This is a genomic window from Paenibacillus amylolyticus (assembly GCF_047302515.1).
GTDB lineage: Bacteria > Bacillota > Bacilli > Paenibacillales > Paenibacillaceae > Paenibacillus > Paenibacillus amylolyticus_G.
Genome location: NZ_CP168019.1, coordinates 3,383,621 through 3,406,414, shown reverse-complemented (window position 1 = coordinate 3,406,414; position 22,794 = coordinate 3,383,621). Strand labels below are relative to the sequence as shown.

Genomic DNA, 22,794 nt, shown 5'->3' with positions numbered 1-22,794 from the left:
TAAGGCATACATGTGGTGAAAGGAGTGACGTCCCGATGCTGACCGGAGTCCGGATTGTAGTCCTGGGCGGAGATGCGCGGCAGCTTGAAGTCATTCAAAAGTGCGCTGAGCTGGATGCAACGGTAAGTGTGGTGGGTTTCGATAAAATAGAGCGTTCCATTCCAGGGATCGAGCACCAGGAACTGGAGGATGAAGTGTTTGCTTCCGCAGATGTACTCGTACTGCCTGTTGTCGGTTGCGATGAGCAGGGAAAAGTAAGTACTTCATTCAGTGACACACCGATCTATTTGAAAAAGGAACATATTGCAGCATTACCAGAGCATTGTATTGTGTTCACAGGTATGGCAAAGCCGTTCTTGCGCGAACTTTGTCTTGAAAATGGGCTGCGACTTGTTGAAGTACTTGATCGTGATGATATTGCACTTTATAACTCTATTCCAACAGCTGAGGGAGCCATCGCCATAGCTATTCGGGAGACGGACTTCACAATCCATGGTTCGGAATGCATTGTGCTTGGCATTGGTCGAACAGGATTCACAATGGCCAAAACACTGCAGGGACTTGGAGCAAATGTACGGGTGGGAATCAGGCGGGAAGAGGATGCTGCCCGCGCTACAATAATGGGCTGGAGGCCTTTCATGACAACGGATTTGGCCGCTCAGACCGGGGAAGTTGACTTGCTTTTTAATACGATACCGACTATGATAATCACAGCACAAATCCTGTCCAGAATGCCGCAAAAGGCTGTCATTATCGACCTCGCATCCGCTCCTGGCGGCTGTGATTTCAGGTATGCCGACAAACGCGGTATTAAAGCGCTACTTGCGCCAGGCCTCCCCGGCATTGTTGCTCCCAAAACGGCTGGCGGCATTATTGCCGACGCGTTGATCCGTTTGCTTTTGGAAGAACAGAACGCACGGGAGGTTAAATCATGAACTGGCAGGGAAAAACGGTAGGTTATGCAATTACGGGTTCTCATTGTACGTTTGAAGAGGTTATGCCGGTAATTAGCCGCTTCGTAGCTGAAGGTGCCAACGTCATTCCGATTATTTCGAATTCGGTTCTGACGACGGATACACGCTTCGGTACGGCGCAAAATTGGCAAAAACAGTTGAAAGATATAACAGGTAATGATATCATTTCTACAATTGTTGAAGCGGAGCCATTAGGGCCTTCCAAGCTGCTTGATGTGCTGGTTATTGCTCCATGCACAGGGAATACAACAAGCAAGCTGGCTAATGCGATGACCGACAGTCCAGTGCTAATGGCAGCCAAAGCGCAGATGCGCAATCAGCGTCCACTTGTGCTCGCGATTTCCACGAATGACGGTCTGGGCTTGAATGCTGCGAATATCGCCAAATTGCTCGTGGCTAAATACTTGTATTTTGTGCCATTTGGGCAAGACGATCCAGTGAAAAAACCAAACTCGTTAGTCGCCAAAATGGAATTGATTCCAGAGGCTTGCTGGAGTGCTCTTGAGGGCAAACAGTTGCAGCCGATGATTGTGGAGCGTTCTTCACAGGCTTGATGGAACAATGATTTGGTGACAACGTTTATGCGCTTGGAGAAATGAAGAAGGGTTCGAGAGACAAAGAAAATCATGGGGGACAATATGCTGGATTGAACAGTTACTATGTCCACGTTCCTGTCTATAAGGCATTCCTGCTTGCAGGCAGTACAGGTTAAGCAAGCGGGAGAGGTCTATTGTGAATGTATGCATCATGACCTCGATAACAACCGCGACCTTTGATTTGCGATTGTCCCAGACAATTACAAAAAAATAAGGAGCGGCATGGAATGCCGTATAAAATGCTGAAATTATCGCATCAGAACGCTCCCTAGAGTGATCCATTTGTTGATTTGACCCGTGTCCAGTCTTCTTGCGTACACAAATGGAGGAATAAAGATGCGTATCATGGTACAGAAATTCGGAGGCACGTCTCTCTCCACTGTTCAGGCGAGAGAGCATGTGCTCCGTCATGTTAAACGTGAACTTGAAGCAGGATTGAGTCTGGTCATCGTTGTGTCTGCGATGGGGCGCCGCGGCGAGCCATATGCGACCGATACGTTGCTGGACTGGGCTGCACAGAACGGAAACGCACTATCCGCACGCGAAAAGGATTTACTGCTGTGCTGTGGTGAAATCATATCGGCGACAACGTTGAGCAGTTTACTCGAACATGAAGGCATTCCAACTACAGTGCTGACCGGTGCACAAGCAGGTTTTGTGACGGACGACAATTTCGGGAATGCCCGGATATTGGATGTCCGTCCTGTTCGTGTGTTGGAGCAGCTTCAGCTTGGGCGTGTCGTTGTTGTAACCGGATTCCAGGGGCAGACAGAGAACGGAGACTTCACGACACTGGGTCGTGGGGGAAGCGATACTTCTGCTACAGCTCTCGGTGCAGCATTACGTGCTGAAATGGTGGATATCTACACAGATGTGAACGGGATACTTACCGCTGATCCGCGAATTGTTGAGGATGCACGTCCACTGACTGTTGTGAGTTATGCAGAGATCTGTAACATGGCCCACCACGGTGCCAAGGTAATCCATCCACGTGCGGTTGAGATTGCGATGCAATCCCAGATTCCAGTGCGGGTAAGATCTACTTTTGCAGACACGGAAGGAACGCTGGTTACGCATCCGGAAGGATTCCAGGATGTGCAGACAGGCATTGTTGACCGTTATGTAACAGGCATCGCCTACGTAAGCAATGTAACGCAAATTACGGTGGATGTGCCTGGTGGTGGTGCAGATCGATTGCAACTAAAAGTGTTCAAAACCATGGCTGAGAATTCAATCAGCGTTGATTTTATTAATGTTACCCCCTCGGGAGTTGTCTATACGGTTTTTGACAGTGATTCCGAGAAAGCCATACAGGTATTGCAGGAGATAGGTCTCAAGCCACAAAGCCTATCCGGTTGTGCCAAAGTGTCCGTCATTGGCGGAGGCATTAATGGTGTACCTGGAATCATGGCTCGAATCGTGGAGTCCTTGACACTGGCAGACATTCAGATCCTGCAATCGGCAGATTCGAATACAACGATCTGGGTACTCGTAAAAAAAGAAGATATGGTTCAGGCCCTGAGGGCACTTCACGCCTCATTCGAACTTCATTTGTAAATAACTGAAGTTAGAGGAGCCAAACCTGTTTTGAAGGAGGAATCGAATTGGACTTTGGAAGATTGATTACAGCAATGGTCACTCCGTTCAATGAACAAGGAGAGATTCATTGGGAGGAAACGGCACGTCTAATCGACTATCTGATTGTAGATCAAAAGTCGGAGACGCTTGTGGTTTCTGGAACAACAGGGGAGTCTCCAACACTTAGTGATACTGAGAAAGTTCAATTATTCGAATTTGCAGTGAAACATGCGGCCGGTCGGTGCAAAATTATAGCCGGAACGGGAAGCAATAACACGGCACATTCCATCCATTTGACACAGGAAGCTGAACGTGCCGGAGTGGATGGCATATTGTTGGTTGTTCCGTATTACAACAAACCTAGCCAAGAAGGTTTGTTCAAACATTTTGAAGCGATTGCAGGCTCCACCAAGCTGCCAATTATGCTCTACAACGTGCCTGGGCGTACAGTAACCAGCCTGTCAGCAGAGACAACGCTTCGTCTTGCACAGATTCCTAACATCGTCGCTACGAAGGAATGTGCGTCTATGGAGCAGGTTACGCTGATTGCAGCAAGTGCTCCAGAAAATTTCAGAGTTTATTCCGGTGATGATGCTTCAGGCTTGCCAGCGATTGCGGTTGGAGCACATGGAATTGTCAGTGTGGCCAGTCATGTCGTAGGGGCAGAAATGAAGAAAATGATTGACGCCTTCTATGGCGGAGCACCTCTTCAGGCTGCTCAGATTCATCAGCAGTTGTTCCCAGTGTTCAAAGGCCTGTTTGAGTGTCCACAGCCTCTACCAAACCCCGTAGCGGTGAAATATGCGCTGACATTGCGTGGTCTAGACGTTGGTTCCGTACGGTTGCCACTTATTCCGCCAACGGAAGAGGAGCAGGTTTATATCAAAGGTTTGCTTAATTTGTAATCATTTTGGTTGTATATGGACTATTTTATTAATCATGGGAATATCCTTCAGATCAGCAAAAGAACCGCTCCTCTTCGTAGAGGCTGCGGTTCTTTTTTTTACGAGTAATGTGAGGTTTCTTTTCCACTGCTAAGGGGAAACCTACAGGTTAACGAGAGAGTGACTTGTTTTTTTTGTTTTTAATCATGTATAATGATGTCAAGTGACTGGGTGCGGTATTTTTTTGAAATTGAAAGCGACATCGCTTCGTGGTGTAGCTTTGCGGTGAAAAAGGAAGGAACGGCTAAGAGGGAATTTCAACTCCAACTTGTTGGTCAAAGGGAATAACTTCGAAGAACTTCTTCCAAATATCGTGAATAAAGGTGTTCTTTTGCATTCATCCCGATAGGTGGGTATGTGATGTATGGACTACTTTTCTTAACTTACAATAAATAATAAGGTACGACGTCCAACTACCATAGGAGGTTTAGATTCATTTGTCTAAGAAAAATAATAACGATAAACTGATGATTTTTGCTTTGGGCGGCGTAGGCGAGATTGGTAAAAACATGTACGTCATCCAATACGCCAACGACATTGTAGTCGTAGATGCTGGTCTTAAATTCCCGGAAGAAGATATGCTTGGTATTGATATTGTCATCCCTGACATTTCTTACCTGACTGAGAACCGTGACAAAGTAAGAGGAATCATCCTTACTCACGGACATGAGGATCACATTGGTGGTCTGCCATATGTTCTTAAACATCTGAATGTTCCTGTATACGGAACAAGACTTACGCTTGGACTTGTAGAAAACAAGTTGAAAGAAGCGAATTTGCTGGGTGATACAAAACGTATTCTGATTGATGCTGATTCCGAGATCCAACTTGGATCTGTTCTGAAAGCATCGTTCTTCGCTACTAACCATAGTATTCCGGATTCTGTTGGTGTATGTGTCGAAACACCGGAAGGTGCAGTTGTTCACACAGGTGACTTCAAATTCGACCATACTCCAGTCAATGGTCAATATGCAGATCTTCAGCGTATGGCACAGATCGGAACAAATGGCGTGTTAGCGCTGTTGTCCGATAGTACGAACGCTGAGAAACCTGGATTCACACCATCGGAGAAAAATGTGGGTATCGTGCTGGAAGATATCTTCCGTAAAGCAAGTCAACGTGTTGTTGTAGCGACATTTGCTTCCAACGTACACCGTATCCAACAGGTGATCAATGCAGCAGAAGTGACTGGACGTAAAGTTGCAGTTATCGGACGCAGCATGGTGAATGTGGTGGGTATTGCTTCAGAACTGGGTTATCTTGAGATTCCGGATGGCATGATCATTGAGCCTGAAGAAGTAGGCAAGATGGCAGCTGATCGTGTCGTGATTCTCTGCACAGGAAGTCAAGGAGAGCCAATGTCAGCACTGACACGTATGGCTCGTTCCACACACCGTAAAGTGGACATCCTGCCAGGTGACACCGTCATTATCGCAGCAACACCGGTTCCAGGTAATGAAAAATATGTAGGCCGTACGATTGATGAACTGTTCCGTCTGGGTGCTAACGTGCATTACAGCGGTGCTAACAGTGGCGTCCACGTATCTGGTCACGGTAGCCAGGAAGAGTTGAAACTGATGCTCAACCTGATGAAACCGAAATTCTTCTTGCCAATTCACGGTGAATTCCGTATGCAGCGTCGCCACGCGGTTCTTGCTGAATCTGTAGGGGTAGAACCTGAGAACATTTTCATCACGGATATCGGTGAAGTGATTGAAATTCAAGGTGGAGCAGCACGTAGAGCAGGTAAAGTTACTGCAGGTAATGTGTTGATCGATGGCTTGGGTGTAGGCGATGTGGGTAACATTGTACTTCGTGACCGCAAATTGTTGTCACAAGATGGTATCCTTGTTGTTGTGGTAACACTGAGCAAACAGGATGGAAAAATTGTTTCCGGTCCTGACATCATCTCTCGCGGATTTGTGTATGTACGTGAATCGGAAGGACTACTGGATGAGGCCAACCGGATCGTTAGCAGCACATTGCAGAAGTTGATGAGTGAGAACGTTAACGAGTGGGCTTCACTCAAAACAAATGTTAAAGATGCACTGGGACGCTTCCTGTATGAGCAAACTCGTCGTAGACCGATGATTTTGCCAATCATTATGGAAGTTTAAAATAAGCTAAACAAAAACATATATTCAGGCACACAGTCGCCCCTTCTCTACGAGTAATATTGGACGGTTCCTCGTAGAGAAGGGGCTTTTTTTGCGTTTTCAGGAAGATCTGCAATAGGGTGAATATGTGAAGCAATTTGATATATCGGGTATAAGGCGGTTGGAAAAATCCCCATACTAAGGAAATACATTAAATGTTTCTGGAGAAGGGGATTATTGAAATGAATGAACGTATGAATGGCAAGCAGGCATCAAGATCCAATCAACCGGAAGTTGAAGCGCCGGAAATTCCGATTCAGGAGGACAAGGCCATCTCTCCCGTGACAGAGACTATTCAGCAATTTGGGCAGACACAGTCTCCTGCAGGTGAATCGAATATTTTCTGTATGACCATTATTGGACAGGTCGAAGGGCATTTGATTTTGCCGCCACAAAATAAAACAACAAAGTATGAGCATATCATTCCACAGCTGGTGGCCGCAGAACAGAATCAGCGTATTGAAGGTATTCTGATCATTTTGAACACGGTAGGTGGAGATGTAGAGGCGGGGCTGGCTATTGCAGAGATGATTGCTTCTCTAAGCAAACCTACGGTTACTGTGGTCATTGGAGGTGGGCATAGCATTGGAGTACCGATTGCTGTAGCTTCAACATATTCCCTGATTGCCGGAAGTGCAACGATGACGATCCATCCGATTCGGATGAACGGCCTTGTCATTGGTGTACCTCAAACGTTTGAGTATATGGAGAAAATGCAGGAGAGGGTTGTTCGATTTGTGACTTCGCATTCGAATATCTCTGAAGAGATGTTCAAAGAACTGATGTTTAAGACTGGTGAGTTGAATCGGGATATTGGTACAGCTGTAGGAAGCGCAGATGCGGTGAAACATGGATTAATGGATGCAGTGGGCGGGATTGGACAGGCTATTGCTCAGTTAAATCAGCTCATAGGAGACAAGAGACAGACTCTGCAAGCGGGAGGTTATACCCAATGACGTTATATACCGTGATGCCCCCGGAACAACTCTGGTCGGGAATGTGGAAAGAGGGCGAAGATACAAAGGAGATCAAAATGAATGGTTTATTGATGCAGGTGAGACCTGTTAATGACAATGAAGCCGTTATTGTACGTTTGCTGGATTGTCCTCTTGAAGCCTATCTCAATCCTGCCAATATGCCGGGTTCGACCATTCCGATTTCAGGTAACTGGGGATCAGCATAACGCGACGAATTCAGACAAATTGAGCAGAAAAAGAACATATGTACGGAATATATTTGTATGGTATAATATTCTTCTGGGGGTGACCTGATTTTGGCCAGAAGAAAAAAGAGGAAAAAAAAGGGCGCTGGTTTTAGCGGCGTTTTAAAATATGAAATTTACGGGATTGTGCTTATTACCCTTGCTGTCATAGCATTATCGGGTGAAGCCACCGTTGGACGTTCGCTTTCCAAGATGTTCGGACTGATGCTTGGTAAGTTTTATTTTGCGATTCCACTTGTTGGTATTTATTATGGTCTCATGGTGATGATTCACCGGAAATGGCCGAGTGGCTGGACCACACGCAAAACAGGACTGGTATTGCTGGTCTTTGCCTTAACCCTGATGAGCACCGTCTCTGCAATGCACCAGAAGCTCATTCCGGTAGGTGCGCTTGAGCCTGGAGCTGTGATTACACAGGTACATAATGATATGCAAACCGAGTTGCTAACCCCTGCTACGCCAGGTGAGAGGGACTCCATGCTTAACAAGGACATCAGCGGTGGTTATCTTGGAGCTGGACAATTTGTTCTTTTCCTGTGGCTGTTTGGCAGCCTTGGAGCAAGGCTTATCATGATCGTGATGTTTGTCATCAGTTTTATGCTGATTACGAATCTCTCTTATGTGGATTTGATACGAATATTCCGAACCAAGATCTGGGATGCCGGGAGTTCGATGTACAAGAAGCTGGAGTCTAGACCCTCTGCACGTTCTGCTTCAGCTTCTGATGCCAGGAAGAGAGGTAACACTCGTAAAGTGGTACCTGTTCCTGTTGAAGATGACGAAGACGAGTATGAGGATGAATTAGAGGAACAGCATCTGCCAAAACGAAACTCGCCCATATTCTTCCAACTTTTCGAAAAATGGGGAGCTAAACGGGAACAGGCGACATCAGGACGTGAAATGGATGAGGTCGATTCGGCAGAAACAGAACAGATTGTGTACCGCGCCGAACAAGATCACAATCTAGAGGCGTGGCAGGATGCAACCGAAGACGTAACTAACAAATCAGCTTCATCACGTGTTCCTGTTCAGGCTAAACCTAACTCAGCGCCGATCATTCGAGACTTTTTCGAGCACGTCAGAGCAGAAGAGGCAAGCATTGAAGATGATCTGGATGATGCTTATCCTTTCCCGGATAATCTGGCCGATCCAAACGTAGTACAACAGGGCGAGCATACCATTAAAATAACGGATGAACTGGTAGAGACAGAGTGGTCTGCATCCGATGCGGGTACAAACGGGATGAATGCTGTGGATGAGATTCAGAGTGGAGAAGAAGTATCTAATGATGCAATGCAGGGAACAGATACTCCAACTCCTGAAGGGCAGGACACACAACCGGTGAAACCACCACCGCCACCTCCTAAGCCGTACAAGCTGCCATCATTCCGTCTACTTGCCAAGCCAAACAATGGGGGCAAGGCGGGTGACCAGAAGGATTATATGCAAACAGCACGTAAGCTGGAAGCCACACTGGAAAGCTTCGGTGTTCGTGCCAAAGTACTTGAAGTGGTTCGGGGTCCTGCCGTTACAAGATATGAAATTCAACCTGACATTGGCGTCAAGGTCAGCAGAATTGTCAGCCTAACGGATGATATCGCGTTGGCTCTGGCGGCAAAAGATATTCGGATGGAAGCACCGATTCCCGGAAAGTCTGCTATTGGTATCGAAGTACCTAATGGTGAAGTATCGGTTGTAACGATGCGTGAAGTAATGGAGACAGCAACGTTCCAGGATGCAGAATCCAAAGTGACCATTGCATTTGGCCGAGATATCTCGGGACAGACGATTATTGGTAACTTGGCTCGTATGCCCCATTTGCTGGTTGCGGGTGCTACAGGTTCCGGTAAGTCGGTGTGTATTAACGGAATTATTACCAGCATATTGTACAAAGCCAAGCCGGATGAAGTGAAGTTCCTGATGGTCGATCCCAAGATGGTTGAGTTGAACGTATATAACGGGATTCCCCATTTGCTGGCACCCGTAGTAACTGATCCTAAGAGAGCGTCACTTGCTCTCAAAAAGATTGTGGTTGAGATGGAGAAACGATATGAACTGTTCTCCAAATCAGGCACGCGTAACGTTGAAGGTTACAATAATCTGATGAAAGATAATCCTGCGGCTGTTCTGCCTTATATTGTTGTCATTGTGGATGAGCTTGCAGATCTGATGATGGTTGCAGCCGGAGATGTTGAAGATGCGATTGCGCGGCTTGCCCAGATGGCTCGTGCAGCCGGTATCCATCTGATTATTGCTACACAGCGGCCTTCTGTGGATGTTATTACTGGCGTAATCAAAGCCAACATACCTTCTCGTATCGCCTTCGGTGTATCCTCACAGGTGGATTCTCGAACCATTCTGGATATGGGTGGGGCCGAGAAACTGTTGGGTCGCGGAGACATGTTGTTCATGCCAATGGGCGCATCAAAACCGGTTCGTGTACAAGGTGCATTTATGAGCGATGAAGAAGTCGAGAATATTGTAAACTACGTACGTGGTCAAGGTGAGGCACAGTATGATGAGTCCCTTGTACCTGAGGTGGACGACTCTATTCAGGCTGAAGATGAAGTACAGGACGATTTATACGAAAAGGCAGTACAGATTATTTTGGAGGCAAAACAAGCTTCAGTCTCCCTGCTACAACGTCGTATGCGGGTTGGTTACACGCGTGCAGCACGTTTAATTGACTCTATGGAAGCCCGGGGTGTAATCGGTCCTTATGAGGGCAGCAAACCAAGGGAAGTACTGGTTTCACTTGAACAGTATCAGCAGAATAAAATAAGCTCGTAGCTTGTAATGCACATGAATATTCAGGCGATTCGAGCCCTCAACCTTAATGGTTGGGGGCTTTTTTCATACAATTTGACTGAAGTTTTACCATGATGTCCAATGATCGGATGATTTGGTGCATAGGAAGCAAGCAGGCTTGTCATAATAACCTTAGCGATTCTGTTAATCCCACAAGAGAAAGGTAGAGCACAGTCGATGCGAAAAATGAACATATGGCTTTTCACTGCTATTTTGCTGATGTCCGCATTGGGAATCCGCTATTTGCTTCCTGAGAATGCAGCAACCGAAAGTTCGAATCAAAGCACACCACAAGTTGAAGAGAAAGCCTTGCCTACTTTCAGCAGCAACGCTGTGAAATATGGAAGTTACGGTCAGGATGTGTATGAGCTTCAAGGCCGGCTCAAGTATTTGGGATTTTACAATGGTAAAATCGATAGCAATTTTGGCAACAGCACGCTGAAATCCGTCAAATGGTTTCAATCCGAATTTGGTATGAAAGCCGATGGTGTCGTTGGAGCTGAAACCAAACTGAAATTGTATAATGCTTCAACCAAATGGTCGCCAACGGAAACGCCATTGCACAAGAAAAAAACTTCAGGTGGAAGTGATAGTAGTAACAATACGGCAGATAAAGAGCAAGATAATATGGGATCTGCCAATGCACTCGGTCTCTCGGAGAATGAACTCAAAATTATGGCTAACGCAGTATATGGTGAGGCCCGAGGGGAACCGTTTGAAGGTCAAGTCGCAGTAGCGGCAGTAATTATGAATCGCGTGAAATCACCAAGCTTTCCAAATACGCCTTCTGGCGTGATCTTTCAGCCAGGTGCATTTACGGCTGTAGCAGACGGACAGATCTATCTGGAACCGAACGCACAAGCCAAAAAGGCAGTTGAGCAGGCCCTGAATGGATGGGATCCGTCCGGTGGATGTCTCTATTATTTTAACCCGAAAACAGCAACATCCAAATGGATCTGGACCCGCCCACAAGTGAAAACAATCGGACAGCATATCTTTTGTATGTGATGATGTTGGAAGCAACCAGAAGGCGTGACTTCGGTTGCTTCTTGCCTTTTGAATGGGTTAAAATGGTTGTTACGTTTAGCTTAATACGATTGCATGATAAATGACGCCGTAAAGGGGTTTTAACATTTGAATACATCAGGATTCGAACGAGGTAACAAGAGAGAGTTTCGTATACATGTGCTTCCGACTAAACGTTTCAAAACGTTTGCTATATCGCTATATGCAGGAGTTCCTTTACGGGAAGATACAGTAACCAAAGTAGCGCTGACACCTTTTGTTCTGCGACGCGGTACGGAGTCCTATCCGGAAACAACGCAATTTCGTGAGCAACTGGAGCATCTCTATGGAGCAGGTTTTGGTTTTGACGTTTATAAACGCGGGGATTACCAGATTGTACAGTTCCGAATGGATACCATTAATGATTCCTTTGTTGGAGGGGATGAGCAGCTATTGGATCGTTCATTTGCCTTCCTTGGAGAGGTTCTTACACGACCTGCACAGGAGAATGGGCATTTCAGGACGTCTTATGTACAAGCAGAGCGAGAGACCGTTCGTAAAAAGCTGGAGTCCATCGTGAACGATAAAATGCGCTATGCCGCTGAACGCAGTATCGAGGAAATGTGCAAGAACGAGCCATACCGTCTTCATCCATTGGGTGAGCGAAGGGATCTGCCTGGGATTGAGCCCGACACACTGACTGCGTCTTATCAGGAGTGGCTGCAGCAGGCGAGTATGGATCTGTACGTGGTAGGGGATACGACACTGGAGGAGGTCGAGAACCTCGTTCAGCGTCATTTCAATGTGGATCGAACGTCCTCCTCCGATTACCAGACACAGGCAGCGGTTCGAGGAGATAAGGCAGTGGAGACCGTTGTTGAGCGACTGAATGTGAGTCAGGGAAAACTCAATATGGGACTCCGTACTTCTATCACTTATGGAGATCCTCAGTATGCCGCAGCACTAATGTACAACGGAATTCTCGGTGGTTATCCTCATTCCAAACTGTTTGTCAATGTTCGTGAAAAAGAAAGCCTGGCGTATTACGCGTCTTCGCGATATGACGGACATAAGGGCATTGCAACGATTCAATCCGGGATTGAAATCCCTAATTATGAGAAGGCCGTTACTATCATCAAGCAGCAGTTGGAAGAAATGAAAAGCGGTACAATCACTGATCTGGAAATGTCCCAGACCAAAGCAATGATCCGTAACCTGCTTAAGGAAATGCAGGATTCTGCTTTTGAGATGATCGCTTATGACTTCAATCGACAGTTGTCTGGCAAAGAAAGAACGGCTGAAGAACTGTTGGCTCAGGTAGAACACATTAGCAAGGAAGATGTTCGTGAGGCGGCAGAACAATTCCGTCTGGATACGATTTATTTCTTGCGGGACGAGAAGGAGGAATAATCGGTGGAGAGCATTCGGTATGAGCATTTGCAGGAGACACTATATTACGAAGTAATGGATAACGGACTGCATGTCTATATTTTGCCTAAACCGGGATTCCAGAAAACGTATGCTACGTTTGCAACCAAGTATGGATCGGTGGATAATCATTTTCAGGTTGAAGGGCAGGAAGAAGTGAAGGTTCCGGATGGGATTGCCCATTTCTTGGAGCATAAAATGTTCGAAGAACCAACAGGCGATATTTTTGCCACGTTTGCATCTCATGGTGCTTCAGCTAACGCATTTACGAGCTTTGATCAGACGGTTTATTTGTTTTCAGCGACCGAACATGTGAATGAAAATATACAAACATTAGTCGACTTTGTGCAAAATCCTTACTTCACGGATCAAAATGTGGAAAAGGAAAAAGGCATTATCGGACAGGAAATTGACATGTATGCTGATAATCCGGATTGGCGTGTTTATTTTGGATTGATCGAAGCTATGTATCAGAAACATCCGGTGCATATCGATATTGCAGGAACGGTGGAATCCATCCGTACGATTACCAAAGAGATGTTGTATGAGTGTTATAACACCTTCTATCACCCGAGTAATATGCTCTTGTTTGTGGTGGGTGGTGTAGATCCACAAGAAGTCATTGATATGGTTCGATCGAACCAGGAGCAGAAGGATTATAAGCCACAGGGGAGTATTCAACGTTTCTTCGAGCCGGAGCCTGAGCAGGTAGGAGAAGCCAGACGGGAAGCGAAACTGGCTGTGTCACTGCCCAAATGTCTGTTTGGATTCAAGGAGACGGACGTTGGACTTACCGGGGAACAATTGTTACGGCGAGATATGACAACGCAGCTGATGATGGATCTTTTGTTTGGCTCAAGCACACGATTATTTCAGAAGCTCTACGATGAAGATCTGATCTCGGACAGCTTTGGACATGAGTATAACAGTTCGCCGCAATACGCGTTTTCAGCCATTGGTGGTGATACAAAAGACCCGGATCAACTGCTCGCGCGTATACGTGAAGAAGTGGATGCCATTGTAGAAAAAGGGTTTGATTCCACGGATTTTGAACGTGCACGCAAAAAGAAAATAGGCGGATATTTGCGTATGCTCAATTCTCCGGAGAACATTGCGCATGAATTTACACGTCAGCAATTCCGTGGCGGTGACTTTTTCAATATGCTCCCGCTCTATGAATCGATTACACTGGAAGATGTAAATCTCAGACTGAGAGAACATATTCGCTGGGATCATCTGGCTATTTCGCTAGTCGTGAGTCCTTGATATGGAGAGGGGAACGGGACAATTGAAGGCAATTGGGGAAATGACTGTACTGGTAACTGGCGCAAGCGGTGGTATCGGAGCGGCTATCGCAGAACGCTTCGCCAGAGTGGGAATGAATGTTGTTATACACTATATGAGATCGCATGAAGCAGCGAATGAAGCCGCTAGACGGTGCATGGAACAGGGCAGTGGAAAAATCATGACCGTGTCTGCGGATCTTCGCAGCCGGGAACAGATTGAGCGTATGCGTGAGAAGCTGGAGTCGCACAATCTCATGCCAGATATCCTTGTGAACAACGCAGGAATCTCGCACTATGGGATGTTGGCTGATGTTACAGAGGAGATCTGGGATGAAGTGATGGCGATTAACCTCAAAGGCACGTTTATGTGTACACAGGAAATGATGCCTCACATGATCTCCCAAAGGTATGGCCGGATCATTAATGTATCGTCGATCTGGGGACTGTCTGGTGCTTCTTGTGAGGTGCTGTATTCCACAACCAAGGGTGGGGTGAATGCATTCACCAAAGCGCTTGCGAAAGAACTCGCACCTTCCGGAGTAACCGTAAATGCCGTTGCTCCTGGTGCCGTTCAGACATCCATGCTGAACCATCTGGATCAGAGTGAACTGAAGATGCTGGAAGAGGAAATTCCGGCAGGAAGACTTGCTCAACCTGATGAAATCTCATCATTGGTTTATTTTCTGGCCCTCCCTGAATCGGGTTATATCAATGGGCAGATCATCAGTCCAAATGGCGGTTGGTTAACGTAAAAAAGCAAGAAAACTTGACTGGCTGTGAACGAAACAGGTGAAGGTTGCTGAGAAGCAGTCGTCTTCCGGATTATTTTCAAAATGCTCGTATATAAAATGCCTGGAAAGCACATATTACAACTGTTGATTTTAAATCTCATGCGTCATCTAAGGAGGATTTATCATGTCAACAGAAAAAACAGTGCTCTCCAGTTTTGACACATGGAAGAAGTTCCTGGGTGATCGCGTACTGCAAGCAGAGAAGATGGGGATGAGTGAAGAAACCATCAACAAACTTGCGTATGAAATCGGCGACTTCCTTGATGAGAAAGTCGATCCGGCGAACCATTCCAACCGGGCATTGAAAGAGTTATGGGATGTCGGCGATGCTGATGAGCGTCGTACGATTGCGTGCCTGATGGTCAAATTGGCCAAACAAAACGCATAAGATTACAGATGAAGAGCTCCCGCAAGGGGGCTTTTCTCTAATGATTACAAACGGATTACAGAGCTGTTCTTGTAATTCATTTTCATTTTATATATCATTAACGTGACCCATTTGTAGAAGATGTCTCAGATTGTTGTCCAGTGGACACGTTCTGTTGCTGTCGAATAATGTGGAATAATGCATTACGGGGTGTTGAAATGGAATCTAAACAATGGTATATGGAATATAAAATACATAAGAACAGACCCGGTTTGTTAGGCGATATTGCCTCTATGCTGGGGATGCTTGAAGTGAATATATTGACCATTAACGGTGTTGAAGGCAAAACTCGAGGCATGCTGCTTGAATCGGATGATGATGAAAAAATCCGTTTGCTTGGTGAAATGCTTGGCAAAGTAAACAGCATCACCGTATCGGCTTTGCGGCAACCTAAATTGGTGGATATTCTGGCCGTGCGTCATGGCAGATACATTGACCGTGACTCGGATGATCGCAAGACATTTCGTTTTACACGAGATGAACTTGGGTTACTTGTGGACTTTTTGGGTGAAGTATTTAAGAGGGAAGGCAATCAGGTCATCGGTTTGCGCGGAATGCCTCGTGTTGGCAAAACGGAGTCCATTATTGCGGGCAGCGTATGTGCAATGAAGCGATGGACGTTTGTTTCCTCCACACTTCTTCGTCAGACGATAAGGAGTCAAATGTCCGAAGACGAATTGAACCCGAACAATGTCTTCATCATTGACGGAATTGTAAGCACGATTCGTTCCAGTGAGCGGCATTACAATTTGTTGCAGGATATTATGTCCATGCCTAGCACCAAAGTTATTGAACATCCGGATATTTTTGTACAGGAATCCGAATATGATTTTAATGATTTTGATATTATTATTGAACTTCGCAACAATCCGAATGAAGAAATTATTTATGATACGTTTACGGCTAGCTACACCGACGAATTGTAAGGAACCGTACGGAATCATGGAATAGATTAGCAACAACTCAAGAGATAAACATAAGGAGGAGATGGCATGTCTGAACTGGGTCAGCAGTTAAGGGAGGCCCGGCTGCAAAAAGGGATGAGTCTTGACGATGTACAGGAAATGACAAAAATTCGCAAGAGGTATCTGGAGGCCATAGAAGCAGGAGACTATAAGGTGCTGCCGGGCAGCTTCTATGTGCGTGCTTTCATCAAAACCTATGCGGAGACCGTGGGACTGAACCCTGATGAGCTGCTGGAGGGACACAAAAAAGACGTACCCGAAGAAGAGACGGAAGCAACGATGGAACCGGTTATTCAGAAGCGTTCCAGCCGTCCGGTTGAGCGTAGTAATCGGTGGATGTCTGTCGCGCTGATGTGGACATTCCCTGTTTTGATCGTAGTACTGTTGTATGTATACGTGGTGTATAACAATGGTGATGAGTCAGAAAATCCGGGGCTTGATCAGGTCAAAATTACAGACAGTCAACAACAGCCTGAGGACAAACCGGATCAACCTGCCGACAACGGACAGGCATCTAATCCGCCTGCGACAGATTCAGGTACTGACAGTACTGGTGAGGGCGACGCTGGTGGTAACGGTGGCGGTACAGACACGGAAGGACAGACGGACGGTCAAACTGATGGCCAAACGGACGGACAGACGGATGAAACTGAGAAAGAACCAACTGACAATTCACCGTCTAATGTGAGTGTTGCAGAAGATGGGAAATCAGGAAATATTACGAACTTTAAAGTTAACGGTAGTGCAGGGCAACCTGTAACGGTTACAATTAAAGCAACAGGTCATAGCTGGCTGGAAGTGTACAAAGGCGAAAACTCCAGTGGAGAGAAGTTGGAGTATGGTAACACAGCCGAAGGTGACAGCTATACCTTTGAGCTTGATAGTACAGGCATGTATATTAAGTCTGGTTACGCTGCAGCGACCACGATTGAGGTTGGCGGGCAAGTTGTAACGGATGGCAAGGCGACCAATCGGATCCGTTTGAAGCTTGGTGAAGACAGTAGTGGCACTACTTCTTCCACAGGTGTTGAAAATGGATCAACGGACGGTACAGGGGGTACCACTGGTAGCGAATAACCGGGTCAACTGCAGGAGACAATAATCGTGTCTTAACTTGCAGTTAACTTTTGGTGAAGTGAGGTGGATGGCTATGACAGTCAGCTGGATCGTAACAGGTTTAGGGATCATTGTCAGCCTCCTAGGTTATTACCTGACTCCAAGTGCTTGGGGTTACGGAATATTGGGTTTTGGACTTGCACATGTACTTTTGGGTGTGCTCGATATGTTTAGACAGCCCAACCGCAGCCGCTATTAGGTTGGAAGCTGGACCAGCAAGCATTTTTGGCAACCACTTGAAGTGGAAGCCAAAAATGCTTTTTTTCTTTGTGTAAAACAGCTTGAAATTAGACTTTTGCTTAAGGTATCCTCTATAATGTTACAGAACATACGATTAACTGAAAGGGTGACTGGTTTGAGCTCAGAAAATTCATTTGATATCGTGTCCAAAATGGACTTGCAAGAACTGACAAATGCCGTTACACAAACCGAGAAAGAAATTGGCGCTCGTTATGACTTCAAGGGCAGCAAGAGCAGCCTGAAACTGGATAAGGATGCGTTAACGATCGTATCTGATGATGAGACCAAACTTAAGGCTGTCATTGACGTGCTTCAATCCAAAATGGCGAAGCGTGGTCTACCATTGAAAAACATTGATTACGCAAAGGTAGAGCCAGCGTCTTCTGGTACAGTCCGCCAGCGTTTGAATTTTAAACAGGGCATTGATCAGGACATCGCTAAGAAAATCAATATTCTTATTCGGGACTCCAAGATGAAAGTGAAGAGTCAGATTCAGGGAGATCAACTTCGGGTAACTGGTAAGAGTAAAAATGATTTGCAAGCTGTCATGCAACTGCTAAATGGTGCTAACCTACCTTTGGATTTGCAATATACAAATTTCAAGTAATATGGCCTTTTTGTAGCAAAAGTGTTTTTTGACACGGTATTGGGCGTATATTATACTAAGTGTGCATTGCTGGCAGTCAAGCATCAAGTCCAGTCCTCATCGTTTGCTGACTTTGTGAAAAGCAGTACATCTTCTGGAAGTCACCGGAACGTTTAAAGCGTTTTGCTTTTGAGCGGTTGACTTTATTTTTTGCGTTTCTACATAGTGGGATCATGTTAATATGGATTGACATTGAAACTGTACATTTCATGTTCCGGATGATGATAACGGGATTATGATGATTGTTTGGAGTAATGGAGGATATGAGGGAGGGCGTCTTGTGAATTTACCCAACCGGATTACGCTTGCACGAATTTGCTTAATCCCTTTTTTGATGGTGTTCCTGCTCGTGGATTTTCCATTTTATCCAGAGCCGTTGCAGCTTGGAAGCTTGTCGCTTCCGTATAATCAACTGATTGCTGCTGTTATTTTTATCATCGCCGCAAGCACAGATGGAATTGACGGATACCTTGCGCGGAAAAATAACATGGTTACCAATCTGGGGAAACTGCTCGATCCACTCGCAGACAAGTTGCTGGTTACTGCAGTTTTGATCTCGCTTGTGGAGATGGGCAAGCTGGATTCCTGGATTGCAGTTGTGATTATTAGTCGTGAATTCGCAGTTACCGGCTTGCGTCAAATTGCATTGCTGGATGGTTCGGTTGTTGCCGCTAGTGCTTGGGGCAAGCTGAAGACTGTAGTGCAGATTGTGGCGATTGTGCTGTTGCTGTTGAACAATTTCCCGTTTTCATACACGGGTATTCACGTCGATATTATCGCGGTATGGGCAGCAGCGCTTATTACTATCTGGTCGGGTATCGATTACTTTATCAAAAACAAAAACCTGCTTCATTTAACAAAAGCATAATGGTTTGTTCTTAAATGGGTAATCATGAAGGAAGCATTGGGTCAGGGGCAATAGGAAATTATCCTATTGCCCTTTGATCACTCACCACGTGTACAGGAGGATGCTCAATGAAGGCAGAAATCATTGCAGTTGGCACAGAGCTACTGCTTGGACAAATCGTCAATACCAATGCCAGATACCTATCCCGTGAATTGGCTGCGATGGGGATCGATGTATATTTCCAAACGGTGGTTGGGGATAACCTGAACCGACTTAGTGAAGCTATTCGCATTGCGCAGAGCCGTGCAGACGTTATTTTATTTTCCGGTGGCATCGGGCCTACCCAAGATGATCTGACCAAGGATGCGCTCGCAGCTGTTCTTAACCGGAAACTGCATACAGATCGAATGGCAATGGACAAAATTGAGAGCTTTTTCAGAGATCGTAATGTGGATATGACAGAGAATAACAGACGTCAGGCGATCGTTATTGATGGCGGAACACCTCTGGCCAATGAAACGGGCCTTGCGGCAGGAAATGCGATTTCTGACAATGACAAATATTATGTTGTGATGCCTGGACCACCTAAAGAGTTGATTCCAATGTTTGAACAGGAAGTCAAACCTTGGCTGTTCCAGCATGTACTCACAGAAGAGATGCCGATCTATTCCCGAATGCTCAAATTCGCAGGTATTGGTGAATCTGCTCTGGAAGATCGACTTATGGATCTGATTGACGCGCAGACAGACCCTACGATTGCTCCTTACGCGAGCGAAGGCGAAGTTACGGTACGTGTCTCCACAAAGGCTGCGAGTGAGGGAGAGGCGAAGCTGAAGCTGGATGCGATGGAGGTTCAGATTCGGGAACGTTTGACAGAACATCTCTACGCGAACGAGGATGTGCCTATAGAGTACACGATTGTAACCATGATGTCTGACATGGGGCTGACGCTTAGCGCTGCTGAGAGCTGTACAGGAGGGCTTGTCATGCAAAGTCTGACCTCTGTACCCGGAAGCGCATCAATGCTCAAAGGTGGAATTGTTTGTTACTCCAATGAAATTAAAGAAAAGCTGCTGAATGTGCCTCATGATTATCTGGAAGGTGAAGATGCACCTGGGGCGGTAAGTCCTGAGGTTGCAAAAGTGCTTGCTGAGCAGATCCGCATGATTGGTGATGCTGATTTTGGCTTGGCTGTTACCGGTGTAGCTGGACCGGGATATTCGGAACGCAAACCACCCGGACTTGTCTTCATCGCTCTTGCTGAACGTGGAAAAGAGACGGAAATTCATGAGCTGCGTATTAATGGTAATCGCGAGACGGTTCGCATTCGTTCAGCCAAAGCGATTCTCTATCGCTTATGGCAAAAACTTGTGGCGATGGATTGATTAGTTAATAGCTTCGATTGCATTTACAGTTCCAAGCAAGTATAATTAAGGAAGACGGAAGAACCGTAGAATTAGGCTTTACAGCCTTGTTTACGGTTCTTTTTTCTGTTTAATGGAAAGTTTCCTTGAGGAAGAGGCGCCTCGGCCTTTACAAAAAAAACGAATGTATGTTCGAAAAAAAGCTTGGCAAACGTGTTAAAACAAGGTATCATTATCTTATAAACAGTAAAGGGTGTGAGCTTATTGTCAGACCGTCGTGCCGCGCTTGATATGGCGCTCCGTCAAATAGAGAAGCAATTTGGTAAAGGATCCATCATGAAACTGGGTGAGTCCACTCATATGAATGTGGAAATTATTCCCAGTGGTTCCTTGGCTTTGGATATTGCATTAGGAACAGGCGGCTTGCCTAAAGGCCGTATTGTTGAAATATATGGACCTGAATCCTCTGGTAAAACAACCGTAGCATTGCATGCTATCGCTGAAGTACAAAGAGCGGGTGGACAAGCTGCATTTATCGATGCCGAGCATGCTCTTGACCCACAATACGCAAGCAAACTTGGTGTTAATATTGATGAATTGCTTCTGTCTCAGCCAGATACGGGTGAGCAAGGGCTGGAAATTGCAGAAGCTCTTGTACGCAGTGGTGCAGTAGATATCGTCGTTATTGACTCTGTAGCCGCATTGGTTCCAAAAGCAGAGATTGAAGGCGAAATGGGTGATTCACACGTTGGTTTGCAAGCGCGTTTGATGTCTCAGGCGCTGCGTAAACTGTCTGGTGCAATCAGCAAATCCAAAACAATCGCAATCTTCATTAACCAGCTTCGTGAGAAAGTCGGCGTTATGTTTGGTAACCCGGAAACAACACCTGGTGGTCGTGCTCTGAAGTTTTATTCTACAGTACGTTTGGATGTGCGTCGTATTGAGAGTATCAAATCAGGCAATGACATGATTGGTAACCGTACTCGTATTAAAGTTGTTAAAAATAAAGTGGCACCTCCGTTTAAACAAGCGGAAGTGGATATCATGTATGGCGAGGGTATCTCGAGAGAAGGCAGTATCATTGACATTGGTACAGAGCTGGACATCGTTAATAAAAGTGGTGCATGGTACTCCTACGAAGGCGAGCGTTTAGGACAAGGCCGTGAGAACGCAAAGCAGTTCATGAAAGAGCATAAAGATATTGCTGACATCATTGAACAAAAAATTCGTGTAGCCAGTAACTTGGTTACTGCAGTTCCTGCGCCAACTAGTGAAGAGCAACAAAAAGAAGCAGCAGAAGAACAAGAATTGTTTGAAATCAACGAGTAATCTCTCAAAACCTCCCTTGTAGGGAGGACCCTGAGGGTGTTCCCCACTGGACTCCGTAAACTTATCTGATTGAGCTTGGATCAATCTGGATAATGGATTGTAGTGGGAGTACTCGTGCTGTCTAACAGCCCCTGTCCCAATGGACAGGGGCTGTTAGCACGCTAACTGTGGAGTAAAGGCCGGGCAGAGTTCCCGGTCTTTTGTATTATTGGTGTTCTTTGTCTTATGTGAAGATGTGTTTGGCGTAGTCAGAATGAAAATGTTATGAAAGGGGAGACCAGAATGGATCAACATGACGAGGATTTATATGAAGAAGCAGAACAGGATGGCCTATCCCAATTTCCGGACAACGAAGAACTTATTATTACACGTGTAGAACGAACGAAGAGCAGGCAAGCTCGTTATCGAATCACTTTTGGCATCCACTCCATTACGGTTCTTGAAGATGTGATGATTAAATACAGGATGACTCAAGGTAATACGTTTATGAAGAAGGATCTGGAAGATATCATTCTAGCTGACGAGCGACAGCGGACGTATGCACAGTCTCTGCGCTTTTTGGAGCATAAACCGCGCACACGCCATGAATTAAGTCAGAAACTTCGTCAGAAGGAGTTTGCTGCACCTTTGATTGAAGAGGCGCTGGATCGGCTTGAGCGGGAGAACCTGGTGGATGACGATCTATTTGCGAAGGAATGGACAAGACAGCGTATGGAGGGCAAGCGGAAGGGAAAACTGTGGATAAGGCAAGAGCTGCGTCAAAAGGGCATTGCCAATGATCTCATTGTTGAGGCACTAGAAGGGATCAGTACAGATGCGGAATTTGAGACTGCTTTGAGTGCAGGACGCAAAAAATGGAATCAGGTCAAAGGGGACGTCAAAGAGAAGAAAAATAAAACGCTTCCCTTCCTAATGAGACGTGGTTTTTCAATGGATATGGTGCGCCGGGTCGTGAATTGTTTAATTGAAGAAGATGAGGCTGGGGACCCTGAAGATGACGAAGCGTTGTTATGGGATTAGCAGACTAGAGTCACTATACTGCATTCTCTTGACAATTTCTTTCGTCAAATAC

Annotated in this window: 21 protein-coding genes; all 21 read left to right on the top strand. The window is 45.9% G+C overall.

Annotated features, from left to right (window positions below):
- Positions 1 to 35: 35 nt before the first annotated feature.
- The 21 genes from dpsA to ACDJ59_RS14430 all read left to right on the top strand — a co-directional run bounded on the left by dpsA (position 36) and on the right by ACDJ59_RS14430 (position 22,742).
- Positions 36 to 935 (top strand): dipicolinate synthase subunit DpsA, encoded by a 900-nt coding sequence (gene dpsA, locus ACDJ59_RS14530; protein ID WP_413409601.1) that lies wholly within the window; start codon positions 36 to 38, stop codon positions 933 to 935.
- On the top strand, positions 932 to 1,528 hold the full coding sequence (locus ACDJ59_RS14525; RefSeq protein ID WP_062833836.1) for a dipicolinate synthase subunit B: 597 nt from the start codon (positions 932 to 934) through the stop codon (positions 1,526 to 1,528). The genes dpsA and ACDJ59_RS14525 overlap by 4 nt, the downstream gene beginning before the upstream one ends.
- Before the next feature lie 378 nt (positions 1,529 to 1,906).
- Positions 1,907 to 3,127: an aspartate kinase gene (dapG, locus tag ACDJ59_RS14520; protein WP_036670402.1), complete on the top strand. Its 1,221-nt coding sequence runs from the start codon at positions 1,907 to 1,909 to the stop codon at positions 3,125 to 3,127.
- Between the two features lie 47 nt (positions 3,128 to 3,174).
- Positions 3,175 to 4,053: a 4-hydroxy-tetrahydrodipicolinate synthase gene (dapA, locus tag ACDJ59_RS14515; RefSeq protein ID WP_036670403.1), complete on the top strand. Its 879-nt coding sequence runs from the start codon at positions 3,175 to 3,177 to the stop codon at positions 4,051 to 4,053.
- 476 nt (positions 4,054 to 4,529) lie between these two features.
- Complete coding sequence (locus tag ACDJ59_RS14510; protein ID WP_036609284.1) at positions 4,530 to 6,209, top strand: ribonuclease J; 1,680 nt, start codon at positions 4,530 to 4,532, stop codon at positions 6,207 to 6,209.
- A 221-nt stretch (positions 6,210 to 6,430) separates the two neighbouring features.
- On the top strand, positions 6,431 to 7,204 hold the full coding sequence (locus ACDJ59_RS14505; protein ID WP_413409600.1) for a ClpP family protease: 774 nt from the start codon (positions 6,431 to 6,433) through the stop codon (positions 7,202 to 7,204).
- Positions 7,201 to 7,431 carry a YlzJ-like family protein gene (locus ACDJ59_RS14500; RefSeq protein ID WP_413409599.1) on the top strand — a complete coding sequence of 77 codons (231 nt, stop codon included), beginning with the start codon at positions 7,201 to 7,203 and terminating at the stop codon, positions 7,429 to 7,431. Before ACDJ59_RS14505 ends, ACDJ59_RS14500 begins: the two co-directional genes overlap by 4 nt.
- A 90-nt stretch (positions 7,432 to 7,521) precedes the next feature.
- Complete coding sequence (locus ACDJ59_RS14495; protein ID WP_413409598.1) at positions 7,522 to 10,260, top strand: DNA translocase FtsK; 2,739 nt, start codon at positions 7,522 to 7,524, stop codon at positions 10,258 to 10,260.
- A gap of 195 nt (positions 10,261 to 10,455) precedes the next feature.
- Positions 10,456 to 11,286: a spore cortex-lytic enzyme gene (gene sleB, locus ACDJ59_RS14490; RefSeq protein ID WP_413409597.1), complete on the top strand. Its 831-nt coding sequence runs from the start codon at positions 10,456 to 10,458 to the stop codon at positions 11,284 to 11,286.
- Positions 11,287 to 11,412: 126 nt separating this feature from the next.
- Positions 11,413 to 12,693 (top strand): EF-P 5-aminopentanol modification-associated protein YfmF, encoded by a 1,281-nt coding sequence (yfmF, locus tag ACDJ59_RS14485; RefSeq protein WP_413409595.1) that lies wholly within the window; start codon positions 11,413 to 11,415, stop codon positions 12,691 to 12,693.
- 3 nt (positions 12,694 to 12,696) lie between these two features.
- Positions 12,697 to 13,977 (top strand): EF-P 5-aminopentanol modification-associated protein YfmH, encoded by a 1,281-nt coding sequence (gene yfmH / locus ACDJ59_RS14480; RefSeq protein WP_413409593.1) that lies wholly within the window; start codon positions 12,697 to 12,699, stop codon positions 13,975 to 13,977.
- A gap of 1 nt (position 13,978) precedes the next feature.
- Positions 13,979 to 14,749, top strand: coding sequence for an elongation factor P 5-aminopentanone reductase (gene ymfI, locus ACDJ59_RS14475; protein WP_413409592.1), 771 nt, complete (start codon positions 13,979 to 13,981; stop codon positions 14,747 to 14,749).
- Between the two features lie 163 nt (positions 14,750 to 14,912).
- A complete protein-coding gene (locus ACDJ59_RS14470) occupies positions 14,913 to 15,176 on the top strand; it encodes a DUF3243 domain-containing protein (protein WP_017689119.1) in 264 nt (87 codons plus the stop codon).
- A 197-nt stretch (positions 15,177 to 15,373) separates the two neighbouring features.
- A complete protein-coding gene (locus tag ACDJ59_RS14465) occupies positions 15,374 to 16,141 on the top strand; it encodes a DUF3388 domain-containing protein (RefSeq protein ID WP_047842510.1) in 768 nt (255 codons plus the stop codon).
- Between the two features lie 66 nt (positions 16,142 to 16,207).
- A complete protein-coding gene (locus tag ACDJ59_RS14460; protein WP_413409590.1) occupies positions 16,208 to 17,257 on the top strand; it encodes a helix-turn-helix domain-containing protein in 1,050 nt (349 codons plus the stop codon).
- Between the two features lie 73 nt (positions 17,258 to 17,330).
- Complete coding sequence (locus ACDJ59_RS14455) at positions 17,331 to 17,495, top strand: hypothetical protein (protein WP_167350848.1); 165 nt, start codon at positions 17,331 to 17,333, stop codon at positions 17,493 to 17,495.
- A gap of 156 nt (positions 17,496 to 17,651) precedes the next feature.
- Positions 17,652 to 18,143 carry a YajQ family cyclic di-GMP-binding protein gene (locus ACDJ59_RS14450; RefSeq protein WP_047842512.1) on the top strand — a complete coding sequence of 164 codons (492 nt, stop codon included), beginning with the start codon at positions 17,652 to 17,654 and terminating at the stop codon, positions 18,141 to 18,143.
- A 319-nt stretch (positions 18,144 to 18,462) separates the two neighbouring features.
- Positions 18,463 to 19,050, top strand: coding sequence for a CDP-diacylglycerol--glycerol-3-phosphate 3-phosphatidyltransferase (pgsA, locus tag ACDJ59_RS14445; RefSeq protein ID WP_017689114.1), 588 nt, complete (start codon positions 18,463 to 18,465; stop codon positions 19,048 to 19,050).
- A 107-nt stretch (positions 19,051 to 19,157) separates the two neighbouring features.
- Positions 19,158 to 20,414, top strand: coding sequence for a competence/damage-inducible protein A (locus ACDJ59_RS14440; RefSeq protein ID WP_413409589.1), 1,257 nt, complete (start codon positions 19,158 to 19,160; stop codon positions 20,412 to 20,414).
- Between the two features lie 243 nt (positions 20,415 to 20,657).
- Positions 20,658 to 21,722 carry a recombinase RecA gene (gene recA, locus ACDJ59_RS14435; protein ID WP_036609261.1) on the top strand — a complete coding sequence of 355 codons (1,065 nt, stop codon included), beginning with the start codon at positions 20,658 to 20,660 and terminating at the stop codon, positions 21,720 to 21,722.
- 282 nt (positions 21,723 to 22,004) lie between these two features.
- The gene (locus tag ACDJ59_RS14430; RefSeq protein ID WP_074094594.1) at positions 22,005 to 22,742 is read left to right on the top strand and encodes a regulatory protein RecX; all 738 of its coding nucleotides are present in this window, start codon (positions 22,005 to 22,007) and stop codon (positions 22,740 to 22,742) included.
- Positions 22,743 to 22,794 lie beyond the last annotated feature (52 nt).

What these genes read in the sequence shown, in the direction of transcription:
- ACDJ59_RS14525 (WP_062833836.1), top strand. Translation starts at nt 932, where the DNA reads ATGAACTGGCAGGGAAAAACGGTAGGTTATGCAATTACGGGTTCTCAT.
- sleB (WP_413409597.1), top strand. Translation starts at nt 10,456, where the DNA reads ATGCGAAAAATGAACATATGGCTTTTCACTGCTATTTTGCTGATGTCC.
- ACDJ59_RS14505 (WP_413409600.1), top strand. Translation starts at nt 6,431, where the DNA reads ATGAATGAACGTATGAATGGCAAGCAGGCATCAAGATCCAATCAACCG.
- ACDJ59_RS14440 (WP_413409589.1), top strand. Translation starts at nt 19,158, where the DNA reads ATGAAGGCAGAAATCATTGCAGTTGGCACAGAGCTACTGCTTGGACAA.
- ACDJ59_RS14455 (WP_167350848.1), top strand. Translation starts at nt 17,331, where the DNA reads ATGACAGTCAGCTGGATCGTAACAGGTTTAGGGATCATTGTCAGCCTC.
- ACDJ59_RS14465 (WP_047842510.1), top strand. Translation starts at nt 15,374, where the DNA reads ATGGAATCTAAACAATGGTATATGGAATATAAAATACATAAGAACAGA.
- ymfI (WP_413409592.1), top strand. Translation starts at nt 13,979, where the DNA reads ATGGAGAGGGGAACGGGACAATTGAAGGCAATTGGGGAAATGACTGTA.
- dapG (WP_036670402.1), top strand. Translation starts at nt 1,907, where the DNA reads ATGCGTATCATGGTACAGAAATTCGGAGGCACGTCTCTCTCCACTGTT.
- ACDJ59_RS14470 (WP_017689119.1), top strand. Translation starts at nt 14,913, where the DNA reads ATGTCAACAGAAAAAACAGTGCTCTCCAGTTTTGACACATGGAAGAAG.
- ACDJ59_RS14460 (WP_413409590.1), top strand. Translation starts at nt 16,208, where the DNA reads ATGTCTGAACTGGGTCAGCAGTTAAGGGAGGCCCGGCTGCAAAAAGGG.
- ACDJ59_RS14430 (WP_074094594.1), top strand. Translation starts at nt 22,005, where the DNA reads ATGGATCAACATGACGAGGATTTATATGAAGAAGCAGAACAGGATGGC.
- ACDJ59_RS14500 (WP_413409599.1), top strand. Translation starts at nt 7,201, where the DNA reads ATGACGTTATATACCGTGATGCCCCCGGAACAACTCTGGTCGGGAATG.
- dpsA (WP_413409601.1), top strand. Translation starts at nt 36, where the DNA reads ATGCTGACCGGAGTCCGGATTGTAGTCCTGGGCGGAGATGCGCGGCAG.